Raw genomic sequence first — 13,661 nt, forward strand, 5'->3', positions numbered from 1 at the left:
ACAGCGGCCCAGATTAAATTTCATTCTTATTTGTGTATGTCTCTTTAACCGTCGTATGACTCGATTCGACAAACTTGATTACACTTTGCTGAAGTGAATTCTATAACATAGCAAAAGCGATGCGCGCTGTTGCCATATGTGGCGATGCCATTCACGGCGCCGACCTTACCGTGGGACATAACAAGATCAATTGTCAGGCTTTTGGGTTTATTTAGGCTTGCAAGGTGATCGAGAACGCCCTTTGCGGTGTTCAGCGTACCGCCCACATAATTCCACAAGGCGTCTGATACGAGGATTGTAGCTAGGAATTCACCGTCTCGTATTTCCAGTGCTACCGCAATATTCTCGGCCATCTTATTTTTAGGCGAGTTACCGCAATCCGCACTGCGATTTACAAGCGTCATTCACACGCCTCCTTATTGAGCTATTCAATGACTTCAATTTCTACTTTAATGATGCCACTCGCGAGGTTGCCAATACTACTGAACGCTGATTTTGATAAATCGATAATACGCCCGCGAATAAATGGGCCTCGATCATTAATCCTTACAATGACACTTTTGCCATTCGCTACATTGCTCACTTTGACAATTTTGCCAAAGGGGAGCGTCTTATGAGCAGCGGTATTTAGCTCATGTTTATAAAATTCTCCATTTGCTGTTCTTCGAAGCTGAAATTTATCCGCATAAAAAGACGCCCGGCCGGTCTCTGTGTACGCAGTGGATTCTGAGCCCGAATCCGGGCTGAGGCGTTCACGGCCGTCAAGCGGGCCTGAATCGGCACTAGCCGTATCCTTCGGAAGGTTGCTACAAGCAGCAATCACAAGGCCAAGCAGCGCAATGGCGAGGTATTTTAATTCGACCTTCATTGTCACTCGATAAATAAAACTCAGGTTAAGAGGCTCTTATGGCCGCAATATTGAGAGATGATGCAGCACAATGCCATACGCGAGAGTAGACACTCACACCCTCTACAAGTTGCGGTGAATGCGAAGTCACTAGAGACCTATTATACTAGCGCACCCAACAGCGTCAGGCCGAACTTTTGAACAACGCGCATAAATCCGATCTGCTACTGGTGCTTGTGACCCTGCTAGCCTCTATCAGCTGGATGTTCTCAAAAGAAGCTGTGCTGCAGATGCCACCCCTGCTATTCATGTCAATTCGGTTTTTTCTAGCGGCCTTGCTTCTCAGCTGCGCGTCTTACCGTGCCCTGGGCAAGCTGGCTGTTCACGCATGGCTGCACTCAGCGCGGGTTGGCTTAGTATTTGGTATTGCGATGTGCTTTTGGGTTACTGGTCTCGCTAAAGCAAGCCATGTTGGTGAAGCGGCGTTTTTGGCCAGCCTTGGCGTAGTGATGGTGCCGATAATTGGACGAGCTTTATTTAAGGAAGCCATTCCCACCAGCACCTGGGTTGCCCTGCCGGTCGCGCTTATCGGTCTCGGTTTTCTGTCGCTAAGTGCGCCAATGGATCACGCCTTAAAAATAGAAACCTCCCATATTCTATTACTGTCGTCCGCGGCGCTTTTCGCCTTGTATTTCAACTTAAATGCGCGTGTCACCAATATTCAATCATTTGTTCGTGACGATGGTGAAGAAGGTAAAACGCACAAGGTTCCAGTGCTGGCCTTAACGACGATTGTTCTGGCGACTACGGGCGTAATAACCGGGCTAGCGTCAGCTATTCTTGAGCCCTGGCAACCCACAGTCTCCGATATGCATGGCGAATTAGTTGTTTGGATTCTTCTCTCAGCGACGATTGGTACCGCCCTGCGCTTTTTAGTTCAAACCTATGCGCAGAGCCTAACGGCCAATAGCCACGGCGTCGTTATTATGGTGCTAGAACCGCTGTGGACGACACTAATAGCGATGGCGTGGTTTGGTGAGAGCATGAACGCGAGCCAGCTAGTAGGCTGCTTATTTATTTTACTGTCATTGGTCATTAATCGCTTGAAGGCAATCACTCAGCTTTTGCGCTTAGGATAGCTGCCAGCAATAAGAGCACTGTTCAAATAAAGAATTACTTCAGCATACTGTCTTTCAAAAAGCGCTGCAGAGACTGAAACCGCGCAGAGGTGTCGTAGTGATCATCGTGCAGCCAATTAAGGGTAATCACATTGGTCATACCCACCGTCATTTCCGCGCAAAACTGCGGGCTAAGCCCCGCTTTCAATTGCTCTTTGCTGTGGTTGAATAAACGGTTGTAGCAGTTGCTCATAAATTGTAACTGCCCGGCTCCTTGACTCATATTCGTTGACAGCGAGCCCACTAAATAGCCAATCAATTCGCGTTCTAATTTACTGGCGGTGCTGTTGCGGGTAGCCAGCACGCTGAGAATAAAATCTAGTTGCAGTGCCAAATCGTCGCTTTGCTCGATGGCTTCGGTAATCAGGTCGTCGGTGCGCTGCAGTAACTCAGACTGACAAATATCCACTAATAGATCGTGTTTCGAACCGTAGTAGTTGTAGAAGGTCTTTTTGGCGATATCGACACAATCGCATATCGCATCAATGGTGATGCCATCCACGCCGTATCGGCTAATCAGGTGCAGGGTTTGCTCACAAATATTCTCGCGAACGGCCTTTTTCTTTCGTTCTCTACGTCCAAGCTGCACTACTGGCAAAATATTCACCTCAAAACCCCGATTTGGATTGCGATAGTAACGCAAGCTTAGGCAGAGAACCAAACGAGGCTGGCGCACTGGGCGCCAGCGCGAGACAACTACAAAACGTCGGGAACGGTCGGCGTAGTTTTATTTAAAATACTGTCTACCCTGGCCACAAAGGCGGCTCGAGCTTTATCGGACATTGGCGATATCCAAAAGCGCTCGTCTCGAATGCCCTGAATGGCAAACTCAGCCACTTCCTCTGGCTCGGTGGTCTGCAATTGCATATCGTACTGCGCCATAATCGCCTTCATATCCTCTACGGAATGAATACCAGAATCGGGCTTATCAGGATTACCCGGCAGCGACTCCGGACGGTTGCGCTCAGAATTAAAGATACCGGTGTTCACCACATTGGGGCCGGGGAACAGGGCATTCACTTTCACCGGCGACTGGCTAGCCTGCAGCTGATAGTGAAGATTTTCCGTAATGGCCTGCACAGCGGCTTTGCTCGCAGTGTAGATCGGCGTGTTTGGCAACATTAAAAAGGCGCCATTGCCCGAGCCCGTCACCACAAAATGAGCCTCTTCGTTCTGCGCAACCAATTTAGGTAAGAAAGCGTTGATCGAGTGAATTAAGCCCCAGGTGTTCACCCGAAAGCCCCACTCCCAGTCGTTTAACTCATAGTCCCACATATTGCCGGCTTCACCGGTGCCCACACCCGCGTTAGCAAACACCAGGTGAATTGCACCAAAGCGCGCCATAACAGCGTCTACCAGAGAATTCATCGACGTTGCGTCCGTCACATCGGCACGCTGGCCCATGCATTCGCAACCCAGTGCCGCTAGCTCAGACACGGTGCGGTCCAAGGCCTTGGCCTCGATATCAGCGACAACGACCTTTGCCCCCTCCTTGGCGAGTAAATGGGCGATTGCCCGCCCTACACCACTCGCACCACCGGTAATAACCGCTACCTTGCCTTTGAAATCTTTCATAGCTTGGGACTCCAGATGTTAATTTTTATTAAGTAACTTGAGAATAAAATTACACTGGAGTATATTTTTTTGCAAGCAGCTAAAATTTTATCGCATCAATAACAATCTGAGCCGCTAAGCGCGTCACCAGAGAGGATCAATCATGTCAGAAAGTGCAACTGCTCTGCCCCCCATCGAGTCATTATTCGATCCTAACTCGCAGTCCTATGCCGAAAACCCCGCGCCGCAGTGCCTGGCCATCGCCGCGCGCGGCCCTTTGGTTTGGTATGCCCCTTGGCAGGCGTGGATCATGACCCAGATGCCCGACATCATGGACTGCTGGAAGCGCGAATACCTCTCCTCTGATTTTTACGACTGGGAATTTGCCCCGCCGCGCCCCACCGAGGAGAACTGGAACAAGTTCGAGAAAGCGCTGGTAGGCCACAGTCTGCTAGCCGATCCCGATCATCACCGCCTGGTGCGCCGTATTACCTCGCCGGCGTTCTCGCGCAATGTGGTCGAAAACATTCAGCGCCAAATAGAGCCCCACGTTAAGCGCCTGTTTGACGACATCGGCACGCCGGAGTCCTTCGACTACATTACTGAGATTGCCCAACACATCCCCTTTATTTCTATTACGGCGATGGTCGGCGTACCAGAAAAATACTGGCCGGAAATGAAACGCGTTACCCAAACCTTCACCGAAACATGGAACCCCACCATATCGGATGAGCGCCGTCTTCGCGCCCAGGAAGACAGCAATAAGGCCATTGATATACTACAGGTGGTGATTGCCGAGCGCCGCGAGAATCCACAGGAAGGCGACTTCCTCAGCGCCCTGCTAAAAATCGAAGCGGAAAATGAGAAATTCAATGAGTGGGATATTATCACCCTCATTCTCGCGCTAATCGGCGCTGGGGCAGACACCACCTTGATCGCCCAGCAATGGTCGGTCTACGCCTTATTAAAAAGCCCTGATCAAGTGCCCTATGCACTGGAATCTGCCGATGCGTTTTCAAATGCCTTCAGCGAAATTATGCGCTGGTCCGGCAACTCTAAAATGGGCTTTGCGCGCTACGCACCCAGCGACATGCAGCTACTAGGTCAAGACGTGAAGAAAGGCCAAATGGTATTGATGATGCCACACCTAAAAGACCACGATCCGGCCCATTTCGACAACCCGGAAAAACTCGACGTAAGACGCCAGTTCGAGCCCGACGTGCTATTCGGCTACGGCCCACGTTTTTGTATTGGCGCGGCACTAGCCAAACGTCAGCTCTACTTAACTTTGGGAGAAATGTTTAAGCGCTTCCCGAATATCTCACTTGCAGAAGAGCCAGAGCGCGATTTAGAAGATCACAACGCAGTGGTATTTAAGCGCTTAATGCTTAATACCAATTTATAAAAAATCCATTAGTTATATGGCGTGAATTAATACAGCGACGAACCGTAATGCGACTGCTATGGCCGCGTTAATCGAGCAAGGACGCTCTGAGCTCACGGACGCTGAGTCCGGTTCTGCGTTTAAGCATTTTTCTAAGCGAGGCGGCATCGGAGTAGCATAGTTTCTCAGCAATAAAATTCATGGATTCGCTGCGCTTTAGCCAGTGCCGTGCAAGTTTTTCAAAGACCTGCTCCTGAATTTCTTTATAGCTAATGTCTTCGCCCTGCAATCGACGAAGCAAGGTGCGCTCACCCAAGCCCAGCTTTTCAGCAACGGTTTTGCGGCTTGGGATTAGGTCGCTATCGATCAGCGATAAGATCGCGGTCTCGATACTACCTCTGAGATTTTTAAGATTAAGGACTTGGTGCTTTAAACGGGAGTCCAGCGATTCGTAAAGTAGCGGATCAGCAGACACCAAAGGCAAATCGAGTACCCGCGACTCTACGCAAATGGCATAGCTAGTTGTATTAAATTTACAGGGACAGCCTAACAGCCGCTCGTATTTATCGCGCAAATCGAAGTCTGGATGGGCAAACCGGACCTCTGCAAAACGATAATTTTCGCCGGGAAAGCAGTCCTGCATAGTACGGATACAGGCACTAATAAAGGCATCATAGGAGTGGTGAGTTATTTGCATTCGAGGGTTGGCGAGCTTAAAGCTCATCACTCCAAGTCTGCCCTGTTCACTTAGCGTGTAGTGCCAGGCTTCGCTGACCACGCTTATTTGGTGAAGTGCCTCAATAATAGATTGCCGAAACGTCGTGGCCACCATCATTTTAAATGCCAGTGGGCCAAGGGTACGAAAATGGAAACGCTCTAGAACGCCAAGACCAATATCGGGGGCAGCACCCAAGCGATCTGCCGCTCGCCACAGAGCGGTAATGTCGTCTTGATTGACACGGCTTAGCGATTGCCAAGCATCTGGATTTAACTTCGCCTCTTTAAAGAGGCGTTCTCGGTCGACATGACAGCCCTCCGCGATGACCTGGGCAATCATATGCGCCCATTGCAGATTAGTCGTAATGGTCGTTGAGCTTTTTGTCACAAATTAACCTATTTCCGGCGCGAATTTGCATTGTACGCAAATTTAAACTCGCTAGCATAGGATATTGGGGAGTACCAAATCAAAGAAGTCGAAAACAATACTAGTGACTACTTTGATTAGACAAACATTACGGGCTGAAATTAATGCAAATGCTAAATAGAGAGTTGATCAGAATTACGTTCATGGCCGCCATACTTGGGCTTGTCGCCTGCGGAGGTTCAAGCAGTAAATCGTCATCTGGCGGCGACCCCGTCACTGAAAACCCAGACACCGGCAACCCAGATGAAGTTGCAACGGGCCGGACCTTCGTGATCCATCCCGGAGCAGACGCCACAAACCAAATGTTGTTGGCGATGATTGAGGTCAAGCCAAAAGATATTATCGAATTCGCCGAAGGCTATTTCGAACTGACATCCGGCATTCAAATTTCTGGCACTGAAGATATTCTGGTAAAAGGCCAAGGCAAAAACAAAACCGTTTTATCTTTTAAAAATAGCGGCTCTCAAGAAGGCTTTTTAGCCACTACCGTGCGCGGTATTACCGTAGAAGACTTAACCGTACTCGACTCCCCAGGTGACGCATTTAAACTGCAGGGCGTTGACCACGGCACACTGCGCCGAGTTCGCGCCATCTGGTCAAGTGGCCGCAATACCGCTAACGAAGACACGATTACCGCAGCCAACTACACAAGTAAACTCAACGTTGCCTGTACCGACCCTGCGCGCCACAACCCGGATAACCCCAATCCACTGGAAACAGACACCACCTCTCCCGACTACAACGTGAGCAAGCTATCGGGGCGCTACGGCATCTATCCGGTTAACTCAAAAAATATCTTGGTTGAAGAAACGGAATCGGTGGGGGCATCAGACGCCGGCATCTATGTTGGCCAAACTGACAACGCCATCATTCGCAATAGCCGAGCGGCCTATAACGTCTTTGGTTTTGAAATAGAAAACGTGCGCGGTGGCGAATACGTCGACAATCTATCTGAATGTAATACCGGTGGTTTCTTGGTATACGACTTAGATGGCCTAACACGCTACGGTAGCCGCACCCGTATGTACCGCAATACCTCTCGCAACAACAATAGCTACAACTTTGCCGAACCCGGCAGCATTGTCTCCAACGTACCCCGTGGTACCGGCATGCTGACCATGGGCTACGACAAAATAGATGTGTTTGAAAACACCTTCGAGAACAACGGCACCGCAGGCATTGTCCACACCAGCTACGAGTTATTTGGTGTGCCTGGCGATCGTCGTATGGACTTGTACAGCGAAGGCGTACACATTTGGAATAACACTTTTAAGGACAACGGTAACGATCTGCCGCAGCCAGATTTTGCCGCCATTTTAGAAACCGGCGGCGAGCAAATCACATCGGCCTTCCCCATGTTGGTCGGTTTAAAAATGCTCGCTGGCGCGGGAGAATATCGCGGTGCGCATATCGTTTGGGATGGTTATGAGGACGAATACAATCCCGACTGTGGCTACCCGACAGACAGCAATGGCCAGCCGATACCCGCCGACGCTGAAGGTAAGCCTATCTCAGGCAACCAATACCCTAACCCGTCTTGTCGCTATAACGCCTACAAATTTAACGACGCCGGCGAGCGCAAAAAACCTCAGTGGTGGTATTCGTGTATCGACGCGGATAACAACTTCGACAGTGACAGCGCAACCTTTGCTAATTTCCACGGCACAGAAGGCTTAGAAGTATTAATTAACTTACCACCAGACGGACCAGAAGATATTGTAGATATTCTTACCAGTGTTCCAAACTTTCCGGCCGACACGGATTTAACCCCCCATTTGTGCGAACAAAGCTATGGCAGCAATATGGCAGCCTTGCCGCCAATTGTGATACCGGAGTTTGTCGCCTCGGGTAATATTGATCCGGCGCCACCACAATCATTAATCGATCAGCTTTGCCAAACTAATGTGGCTGATGGAAAAATTAATGCAGACGCCTATCGAGTTAATTGCCCGCGCTTGGATCAGTATCATTTATTCAGCGATCCACAAGATCCAACCAGTCTACCTAACGGCCAAGGCGTGCCGTTTGTGCTGAATACAAAATTGTTTTCTGATTATTCCACAAAGTATCGCGTGGCCTATATTCCAGAAGGCGAGCAAGCCATCTACCGCGATGGCGAGGACAATGCCAACGCCGCCATATTGTTCCCGCTAGGCACTATATTAGCCAAGACGTTCTCTTTCACTAACGAACCAAGTCAAACTGAAACAGCTGTTGAAACGCGCTTGATAATAAAGCGTCAAACCAGTGGCGGTCAGTTCTACTGGGAAGGCTTGGAATATAAGTGGACAGTAGAGAATGGCCAAAAAGTCGCCCGATTGCTACAACAAGGTGACCTCGTTAGCGGCAGCTGGGACTACCACGACGTCGACAGTGGCGAGCACTACGTGGGATCTACCGACAGTTACTCATTGCCGAACGCCAACCAGTGTCAAAGCTGTCATGCCAACGACGACGCCGAAACAGGTACCGCTCCGATTGGGCCTAAAGCGCGTAATTTGAACCGTCCCTTTGCCAGTGAGTCCCCGCTGCCTAGCGGCATTGATTCACACCCCATTAATGGCAAGAACCAACTACTGTATCTCTGCCAAAATGGCTTGATGAAAAACTGCCCCAGCAACTTAGCATTGGATTCGACGACGCAGTATTTAACCGCCGTTGAGCGCAACCCCAAATTTAATGTTCCCGGTGATGCGGGCTTCGCCGCTGGCAGCGATCAAGATATTGAAAAGCGCGTGCGCTCATACCTAGAAGTAAACTGCAGCCACTGCCATAACCCTCGTGGTTTAGCGCAGAACACCGGCTTTTACCTCGATGTATTCCGCTCAGTTAACGACACCTTCGGTATTTGCAAGGGACCAACCGCGAGTGGCACCGAAGGCCGCGGCGGACGCGAATATGACATCGTGCCCGGCAGTGCCTTAGACTCTATTTTGCCTTATCGTCTGGGGCCCGAGGCGACAACCCTCGCCGCGCGCATGCCTCCGATTGCACGCAGCACCGTTCACGGCACCGCGTTTAATTTGGTGACCCAGTGGATCAATGAGGTGGTGGACGACAGCTATGACAATGCCGATGCCTGTAAAGGCAGCACCGGTGGCGGCAGCACAGAATCTCTGTGTGCACCCGACGAAATACCGCTGCTTGGTGGCCAATGTCTACCACTTAGCTCAATATTCGGTGAGTTTTAAGTAGTTCATTTGGACATACACCTTAGTCGGTGTATGTCCAAACTGCTCACAGCAATGACACTTCCGTTTTGTTCAGCAACCAAACCACTTCGTTGGCCGCAGCACCGCCTTTGAACCCCCCCTCTAATTTCACCCGATCCAGGCATTGCAGAGCGTAAACTGCCTCATAGTGATCACGCAGCTCAGCTTCGCCAATTGAAAACGGCGGTCCTTCTTGCAGGTCTTGGTTGTATTCAAAACAAATTATGAGCTGCAGTGCCGCGCGGCAAATTTCGGTCAGCAGAACGGTATAACTGCGCCTCATGCTCTCAGGCAAGGCCACCAATGCTGCGCGATCGTATATAGCGTCTACCTCGCCGACTAGCTCCGCCGACAGCTCAAAAATATCGCCAACAAATATATCGATATATGGCGCCCGATAGCGACGAAGTTTGCCCAGCTCTGTCACATCGGGACGCAGCCCCAAGTCCGCAAATAAGGCCTCTATCGCCAACTCACTAAGCTCGGCACCAATAACGTGGACACCCTGCGCTAACAGCCAAGCAATATCATTAGTCTTGCCGCACAGGGGAATAAAAACCCGACTACCCGCAGCCAAATTCAGTTTAGAAAAATGCGCTTTAAGTAAGGGGTTTCCCCGCTCCTGGTGAAACCCTATTTCATTAGCGCCCCAGCGCTGGTGCCAAAACTCTGCATCCATAAACGACTCCTATTACCATTTAATGTATATCGGTAGCTGTGCTTGCGAGCATCACGGCTGACAGATAGCATACAAGTTCAAGTCGACTTGAAGTCAAGTGTCGCGATCACACTGCCAATAATGGGGTCATCCATGGACATCGCTGAGGTTGCCAAGGCATCCGGATTGCCAAGCTCTACGCTACGATATTACGAAGAAAAAGGCCTTATCCAATCCACCGGTAGAAAGGGATTGCGACGACTTTTTAAAGCAGATGTAGTAGACCGCTTAGCACTTATATCACTAGGGCGAGCGGCGGGCTTTTCACTCGCCGACATTAGCGATGTATTTACAGCCAATGGTCCACAGATAAACCGAGCAGCTCTGCTAGAAAAAGCCGACGAACTCGACAAAAAAATTGCTGAGCTAAGCCGTATTCGCAATGGACTTAGGCACGCCGCTGTCTGCAAGGCTGATAGCCATTTTGAATGCCCTACATTTTTACGGCTGCTAAACATCGCTGGTAAATCGCACCACCGGCCGAAGCCAAGGTGGTAAAAGCCCGTAAAGGCGGCTCGATCAGAATCTACTTGTCGTTAATATCCGTACAAACAGCACAGATAATTACTTACTAACATATTCAGCGGCCCCAGCGCGTATTTACGCCACACAAACCACGACAGCGACTATGAAACTACTGCTCATTGCCTTTGCCCTACTCTTCGTTTTAGCCTGCTCCACAGTGGGGTTCACTAAATCCGTAGACGTTCGCAAAATCGACAACATCGTTTTCAAGGAAATAGACACGACCGCCTTGGTCGGAGATATGTATATCCCTGACATTGCGGGCCCCAAACCCGCTGTGATTGTGGTTCACGGCGGCGGCTGGACAAACCGCAGCGGAAAAATGGAAGGCATTAGCAAAAAACTCGCCCAAGACGGTTTTGTAGTCTTCAACATCACCTACCGACTCGCACCTGAAAGCCGCTATCCGTCGCAGGTTGAGGATGTGTCAGACGCTATCTCATGGCTCTACCAGCACGCCGACGAATATGAAATTGACCCCCTCAACATCAGCGGTTGGGGTTATTCAGCTGGGGCGCACTTAATCTTAATGGCGGGCTTAGATCGCGATAAGTCACCGCAATTACGCAGCATCGTCGCCGGTGGCACCCCTGCCGATCTCACTCGCTGGCCGAACTCACCACTAGTATTAAAACTAATTGGCGAACCTTTAGCGAACGCCGAAGAAACTTGGATAGAAGCCTCGCCCGTCAACCACGTCGTTAAAAATTCACCGCCGGTATTTTTATACCACGGCCAGTTGGACAGCCTTGTCGAACCGGAACAAATGGCCTTGATGGCCGAGGCCCTAAAGAAACAAAACGTCCCGGTTGAAACATACACTGTGAACTTACTAGGTCACATTCTGACCTACGCCATAGCCAACGGCGCCGAGCGCAGCGGTATTGAGTTTGTAAAAGCACATGAGGCGAGTGAGTAAATTCGCCTTCGGCTCAAACTGCCTACCAGTTAAACCGTTACTTCCTGCAGTACTCAGCAGTATTGACGGTGGATTGGGGTAAGCTGCGGGTATCGTAGTGACACTGCACTCTTTGCCTAATACTAGAACGCCACACTCTAATCGTCACAAAATCGAAACAGCGAGCATTATCGACATCAACAGAACAACAATGACACCAAAGGTAAATATTCTCCGTCTAAGCGGCACGTAGTTAGATCCTGTATGAATGTATGCATGAGCAACCCGGCTAATTACAAATAGCCAAGAAAGAATTAATACAGGATAGCTAACAGCCTCAATAACCACGAAGGAAATCGAGAGCACAAAAAATAAAACAGGTACTTCAAACTGGTTGCGAATGCAGTTGTTTAATTTTAATACATACTCAGGCCATGCATCTTCATACAAGCTGCGTCGTGCCTCATTTACTTCACCCGCCTTAACTGCGCGAACTTTAACTACGTTAAGCGAAATATACAAAACTATCGTGAGTAAAACCTGTATCAGTACCGGAATCAAAATTAAATTATTATTCATATATATTCCAAATTCGTTTGGTGATTCGAACTTAACCTAAACTCCAACGTCTGGCTGCATTTTTTTTAAATAATATCCAATTTGACTAATTACATCACTGACTAAAAACAACAAGGGAGGAGAAGACATCAAACTTCATCATTTTTATTGAATAAGCAATAATACGATGACTATTGCGCATCTTCCAAATCGTCATCAGCCTCAGCCCCCAAACTAACCGACTGCACCACGGGATCATTCAAATCCCAACCGCCGCCAATCACCGCTGCTAATTGCAGCGATGCTTGCAGGCGATCTGCAGAGGTATTCAGTCTTGTACGGCGTGCATTAAGGGTTTGGTTTTGCGCAGTGGCCACTTCTAAAAAGCTTACCAGACCAGACTTATAGCGGTTATTGACGATGCGTTCGTTTTCTTCGGCGAGCTTTAACAATATATCTTGCTGCTCGGCTTTATCTTTTAACAAGCTGATTGTGGCCAGGGCATTTTCTACTTCTGCCAAGCCGTCCAAAACGGTTTGCCGGTAGTTAGCGAGTTGCTCGTCGTATTGGGCAATGGCAATATCTTTGCTCGCCCTGCGCGCGCCGCCATCAAACAGGGTTTGTACCAACGATGGCCCCACTGACCAAATAGCCTCCGGTGCATCAAACAAATCGCTAAACCGTGCAGCACTTGCACCGTAACCTGCTGTGATGCTAAAGCTGGGTAACCACGCCGCTTGCGCAACACCTATTTGCGCGCTGGCAGAGGCGAGCTGACGTTCGGCAGACACTACATCGGGACGTCTTGATATAAGCGTTGACGGCAGCGACGCAGGTAACACCGGCAGCTCTGGCAGTTGCTCTGTAGGCGTTAAGGCGTAATTTACCGGCGCTTTACCCAGCAGTACCGCAATGCTGTTTTCTTCTATCGCGCGCTGATTTTCTAAATCGATAAGATCCGTTTTTAAGGACTGACGCTGAGTCTCAGCCTGAATCACATCTGAGCGCGGTACGATACCCGCCTCATACTGATTGCTTGTTAGCTTGCTTGATCGCTCGTAGGCAACCATGGTTTGTTCAAGAATAATCTTCTGTAAGTCTAGTGCCCGCAAGCGTATATAACTTTGCGCCACGGCGAGCTGAATAGTTAAACGAGCGGCAACGAGATTGGCTGCGCTGCTTTGCATATTCGCGCGGCTAGCTTCTACGCTGCGGCGCACACGCCCCCACAAGTCCGGTGACCAACTCGCGTTTAGCCGAGCAGAATAACTTTCGCTGACACTAATGCTGTCTCCACCACTGCGGTTGCCGCTTAAGGACGCCTCGAGCCGCAGGCTGTAATCACCGCGTGTCAGTCGCCACTGTCCCTGCGCAGCACGATAGCGAGCTTCCGCCTGGGCCAGGGTTTGATTCGCTTCGTTCGCCTGGGTAATTAATAAATTTAATTCGGGATCATTAAACGCCGTCCACCAATCTCCCTGCGCCGCCCAACTTTGCGGCGAAATCGTTTGCCAGCCAGCCTCGTATTTAAAGGCCGCGGGAACGCTAGACTGCGGCGGCTGATAATCGGGGCCAACACTACATGCCACCAAACCAAGTAGCAGCGGCAACACAGAAATACATTTAACTTTTAATAAATTCAT

13 protein-coding genes are annotated in these 13,661 nt (G+C 49.8%); 5 read left to right on the top strand and 8 right to left on the bottom strand.

The window, feature by feature from the left end:
- Positions 1 to 44: 44 nt before the first annotated feature.
- Together KXJ70_RS04085 and KXJ70_RS04090 are read right to left on the bottom strand one after the other, a co-directional pair.
- Positions 45 to 404: a hypothetical protein gene (locus KXJ70_RS04085; RefSeq protein WP_219042172.1), complete on the bottom strand. Its 360-nt coding sequence runs from the start codon at positions 402 to 404 to the stop codon at positions 45 to 47.
- 20 nt (positions 405 to 424) lie between these two features.
- The gene (locus tag KXJ70_RS04090) at positions 425 to 868 is read right to left on the bottom strand and encodes a septal ring lytic transglycosylase RlpA family protein (RefSeq protein ID WP_219042173.1); all 444 of its coding nucleotides are present in this window, start codon (positions 866 to 868) and stop codon (positions 425 to 427) included.
- A 176-nt stretch (positions 869 to 1,044) separates the two neighbouring features.
- Between KXJ70_RS04090 and KXJ70_RS04095 the strand changes: the two genes are divergently transcribed.
- Positions 1,045 to 1,986, top strand: coding sequence for a DMT family transporter (locus KXJ70_RS04095; RefSeq protein WP_255558180.1), 942 nt, complete (start codon positions 1,045 to 1,047; stop codon positions 1,984 to 1,986).
- Between the two features lie 34 nt (positions 1,987 to 2,020).
- On the opposite strand, the gene KXJ70_RS04100 is transcribed toward KXJ70_RS04095, so the two are convergent.
- On the bottom strand, positions 2,021 to 2,701 hold the full coding sequence (locus KXJ70_RS04100; protein ID WP_369409743.1) for a TetR/AcrR family transcriptional regulator: 681 nt from the start codon (positions 2,699 to 2,701) through the stop codon (positions 2,021 to 2,023).
- Positions 2,702 to 2,721: 20 nt separating this feature from the next.
- Entirely contained in the window at positions 2,722 to 3,600 is an 879-nt protein-coding gene (locus KXJ70_RS04105) for an SDR family NAD(P)-dependent oxidoreductase (protein WP_219042174.1), read from the bottom strand.
- Between the two features lie 142 nt (positions 3,601 to 3,742).
- Here KXJ70_RS04105 and KXJ70_RS04110 point away from each other — a divergent pair, with 142 nt between their 5' ends.
- Positions 3,743 to 4,984: a cytochrome P450 gene (locus tag KXJ70_RS04110; RefSeq protein ID WP_219042175.1), complete on the top strand. Its 1,242-nt coding sequence runs from the start codon at positions 3,743 to 3,745 to the stop codon at positions 4,982 to 4,984.
- 67 nt (positions 4,985 to 5,051) lie between these two features.
- Here the strand turns inward: KXJ70_RS04110 and KXJ70_RS04115 are convergent, their stop codons facing one another.
- Positions 5,052 to 6,068, bottom strand: coding sequence for an AraC family transcriptional regulator (locus tag KXJ70_RS04115; protein WP_219042176.1), 1,017 nt, complete (start codon positions 6,066 to 6,068; stop codon positions 5,052 to 5,054).
- A gap of 143 nt (positions 6,069 to 6,211) precedes the next feature.
- Here KXJ70_RS04115 and KXJ70_RS04120 point away from each other — a divergent pair, with 143 nt between their 5' ends.
- Positions 6,212 to 9,298: a parallel beta-helix domain-containing protein gene (locus KXJ70_RS04120; RefSeq protein ID WP_219042177.1), complete on the top strand. Its 3,087-nt coding sequence runs from the start codon at positions 6,212 to 6,214 to the stop codon at positions 9,296 to 9,298.
- A gap of 46 nt (positions 9,299 to 9,344) precedes the next feature.
- Here KXJ70_RS04120 and tmpT read toward each other — a convergent pair whose 3' ends face one another.
- Positions 9,345 to 9,998 carry a thiopurine S-methyltransferase gene (tmpT, locus tag KXJ70_RS04125; RefSeq protein WP_219042178.1) on the bottom strand — a complete coding sequence of 218 codons (654 nt, stop codon included), beginning with the start codon at positions 9,996 to 9,998 and terminating at the stop codon, positions 9,345 to 9,347.
- 132 nt (positions 9,999 to 10,130) lie between these two features.
- Between tmpT and KXJ70_RS04130 the strand changes: the two genes are divergently transcribed.
- Together KXJ70_RS04130 and KXJ70_RS04135 are read left to right on the top strand one after the other, a co-directional pair.
- Positions 10,131 to 10,535: a helix-turn-helix domain-containing protein gene (locus KXJ70_RS04130; RefSeq protein ID WP_219042179.1), complete on the top strand. Its 405-nt coding sequence runs from the start codon at positions 10,131 to 10,133 to the stop codon at positions 10,533 to 10,535.
- A gap of 130 nt (positions 10,536 to 10,665) precedes the next feature.
- Entirely contained in the window at positions 10,666 to 11,481 is an 816-nt protein-coding gene (locus tag KXJ70_RS04135; protein WP_219042180.1) for an alpha/beta hydrolase, read from the top strand.
- 144 nt (positions 11,482 to 11,625) lie between these two features.
- On the opposite strand, the gene KXJ70_RS04140 is transcribed toward KXJ70_RS04135, so the two are convergent.
- Both KXJ70_RS04140 and KXJ70_RS04145 read right to left on the bottom strand, forming a co-directional pair.
- Entirely contained in the window at positions 11,626 to 12,039 is a 414-nt protein-coding gene (locus tag KXJ70_RS04140) for an MAPEG family protein (protein WP_219042181.1), read from the bottom strand.
- A 170-nt stretch (positions 12,040 to 12,209) separates the two neighbouring features.
- Positions 12,210 to 13,661: an efflux transporter outer membrane subunit gene (locus KXJ70_RS04145; RefSeq protein ID WP_219042182.1), complete on the bottom strand. Its 1,452-nt coding sequence runs from the start codon at positions 13,659 to 13,661 to the stop codon at positions 12,210 to 12,212.

The sequence above is a fragment of the Zhongshania aquimaris genome (assembly GCF_019312595.1).
Taxonomy (GTDB): domain Bacteria; phylum Pseudomonadota; class Gammaproteobacteria; order Pseudomonadales; family Spongiibacteraceae; genus Spongiibacter; species Spongiibacter aquimaris.

What these genes read in the sequence shown, in the direction of transcription:
- KXJ70_RS04085 (WP_219042172.1), bottom strand. Translation starts at nt 404, where the DNA reads ATGACGCTTGTAAATCGCAGTGCGGATTGCGGTAACTCGCCTAAAAAT.
- KXJ70_RS04090 (WP_219042173.1), bottom strand. Translation starts at nt 868, where the DNA reads ATGAAGGTCGAATTAAAATACCTCGCCATTGCGCTGCTTGGCCTTGTG.
- KXJ70_RS04105 (WP_219042174.1), bottom strand. Translation starts at nt 3,600, where the DNA reads ATGAAAGATTTCAAAGGCAAGGTAGCGGTTATTACCGGTGGTGCGAGT.
- KXJ70_RS04110 (WP_219042175.1), top strand. Translation starts at nt 3,743, where the DNA reads ATGTCAGAAAGTGCAACTGCTCTGCCCCCCATCGAGTCATTATTCGAT.
- KXJ70_RS04120 (WP_219042177.1), top strand. Translation starts at nt 6,212, where the DNA reads ATGCAAATGCTAAATAGAGAGTTGATCAGAATTACGTTCATGGCCGCC.
- tmpT (WP_219042178.1), bottom strand. Translation starts at nt 9,998, where the DNA reads ATGGATGCAGAGTTTTGGCACCAGCGCTGGGGCGCTAATGAAATAGGG.
- KXJ70_RS04130 (WP_219042179.1), top strand. Translation starts at nt 10,131, where the DNA reads ATGGACATCGCTGAGGTTGCCAAGGCATCCGGATTGCCAAGCTCTACG.
- KXJ70_RS04135 (WP_219042180.1), top strand. Translation starts at nt 10,666, where the DNA reads ATGAAACTACTGCTCATTGCCTTTGCCCTACTCTTCGTTTTAGCCTGC.
- KXJ70_RS04140 (WP_219042181.1), bottom strand. Translation starts at nt 12,039, where the DNA reads ATGAATAATAATTTAATTTTGATTCCGGTACTGATACAGGTTTTACTC.
- KXJ70_RS04145 (WP_219042182.1), bottom strand. Translation starts at nt 13,661, where the DNA reads ATGAATTTATTAAAAGTTAAATGTATTTCTGTGTTGCCGCTGCTACTT.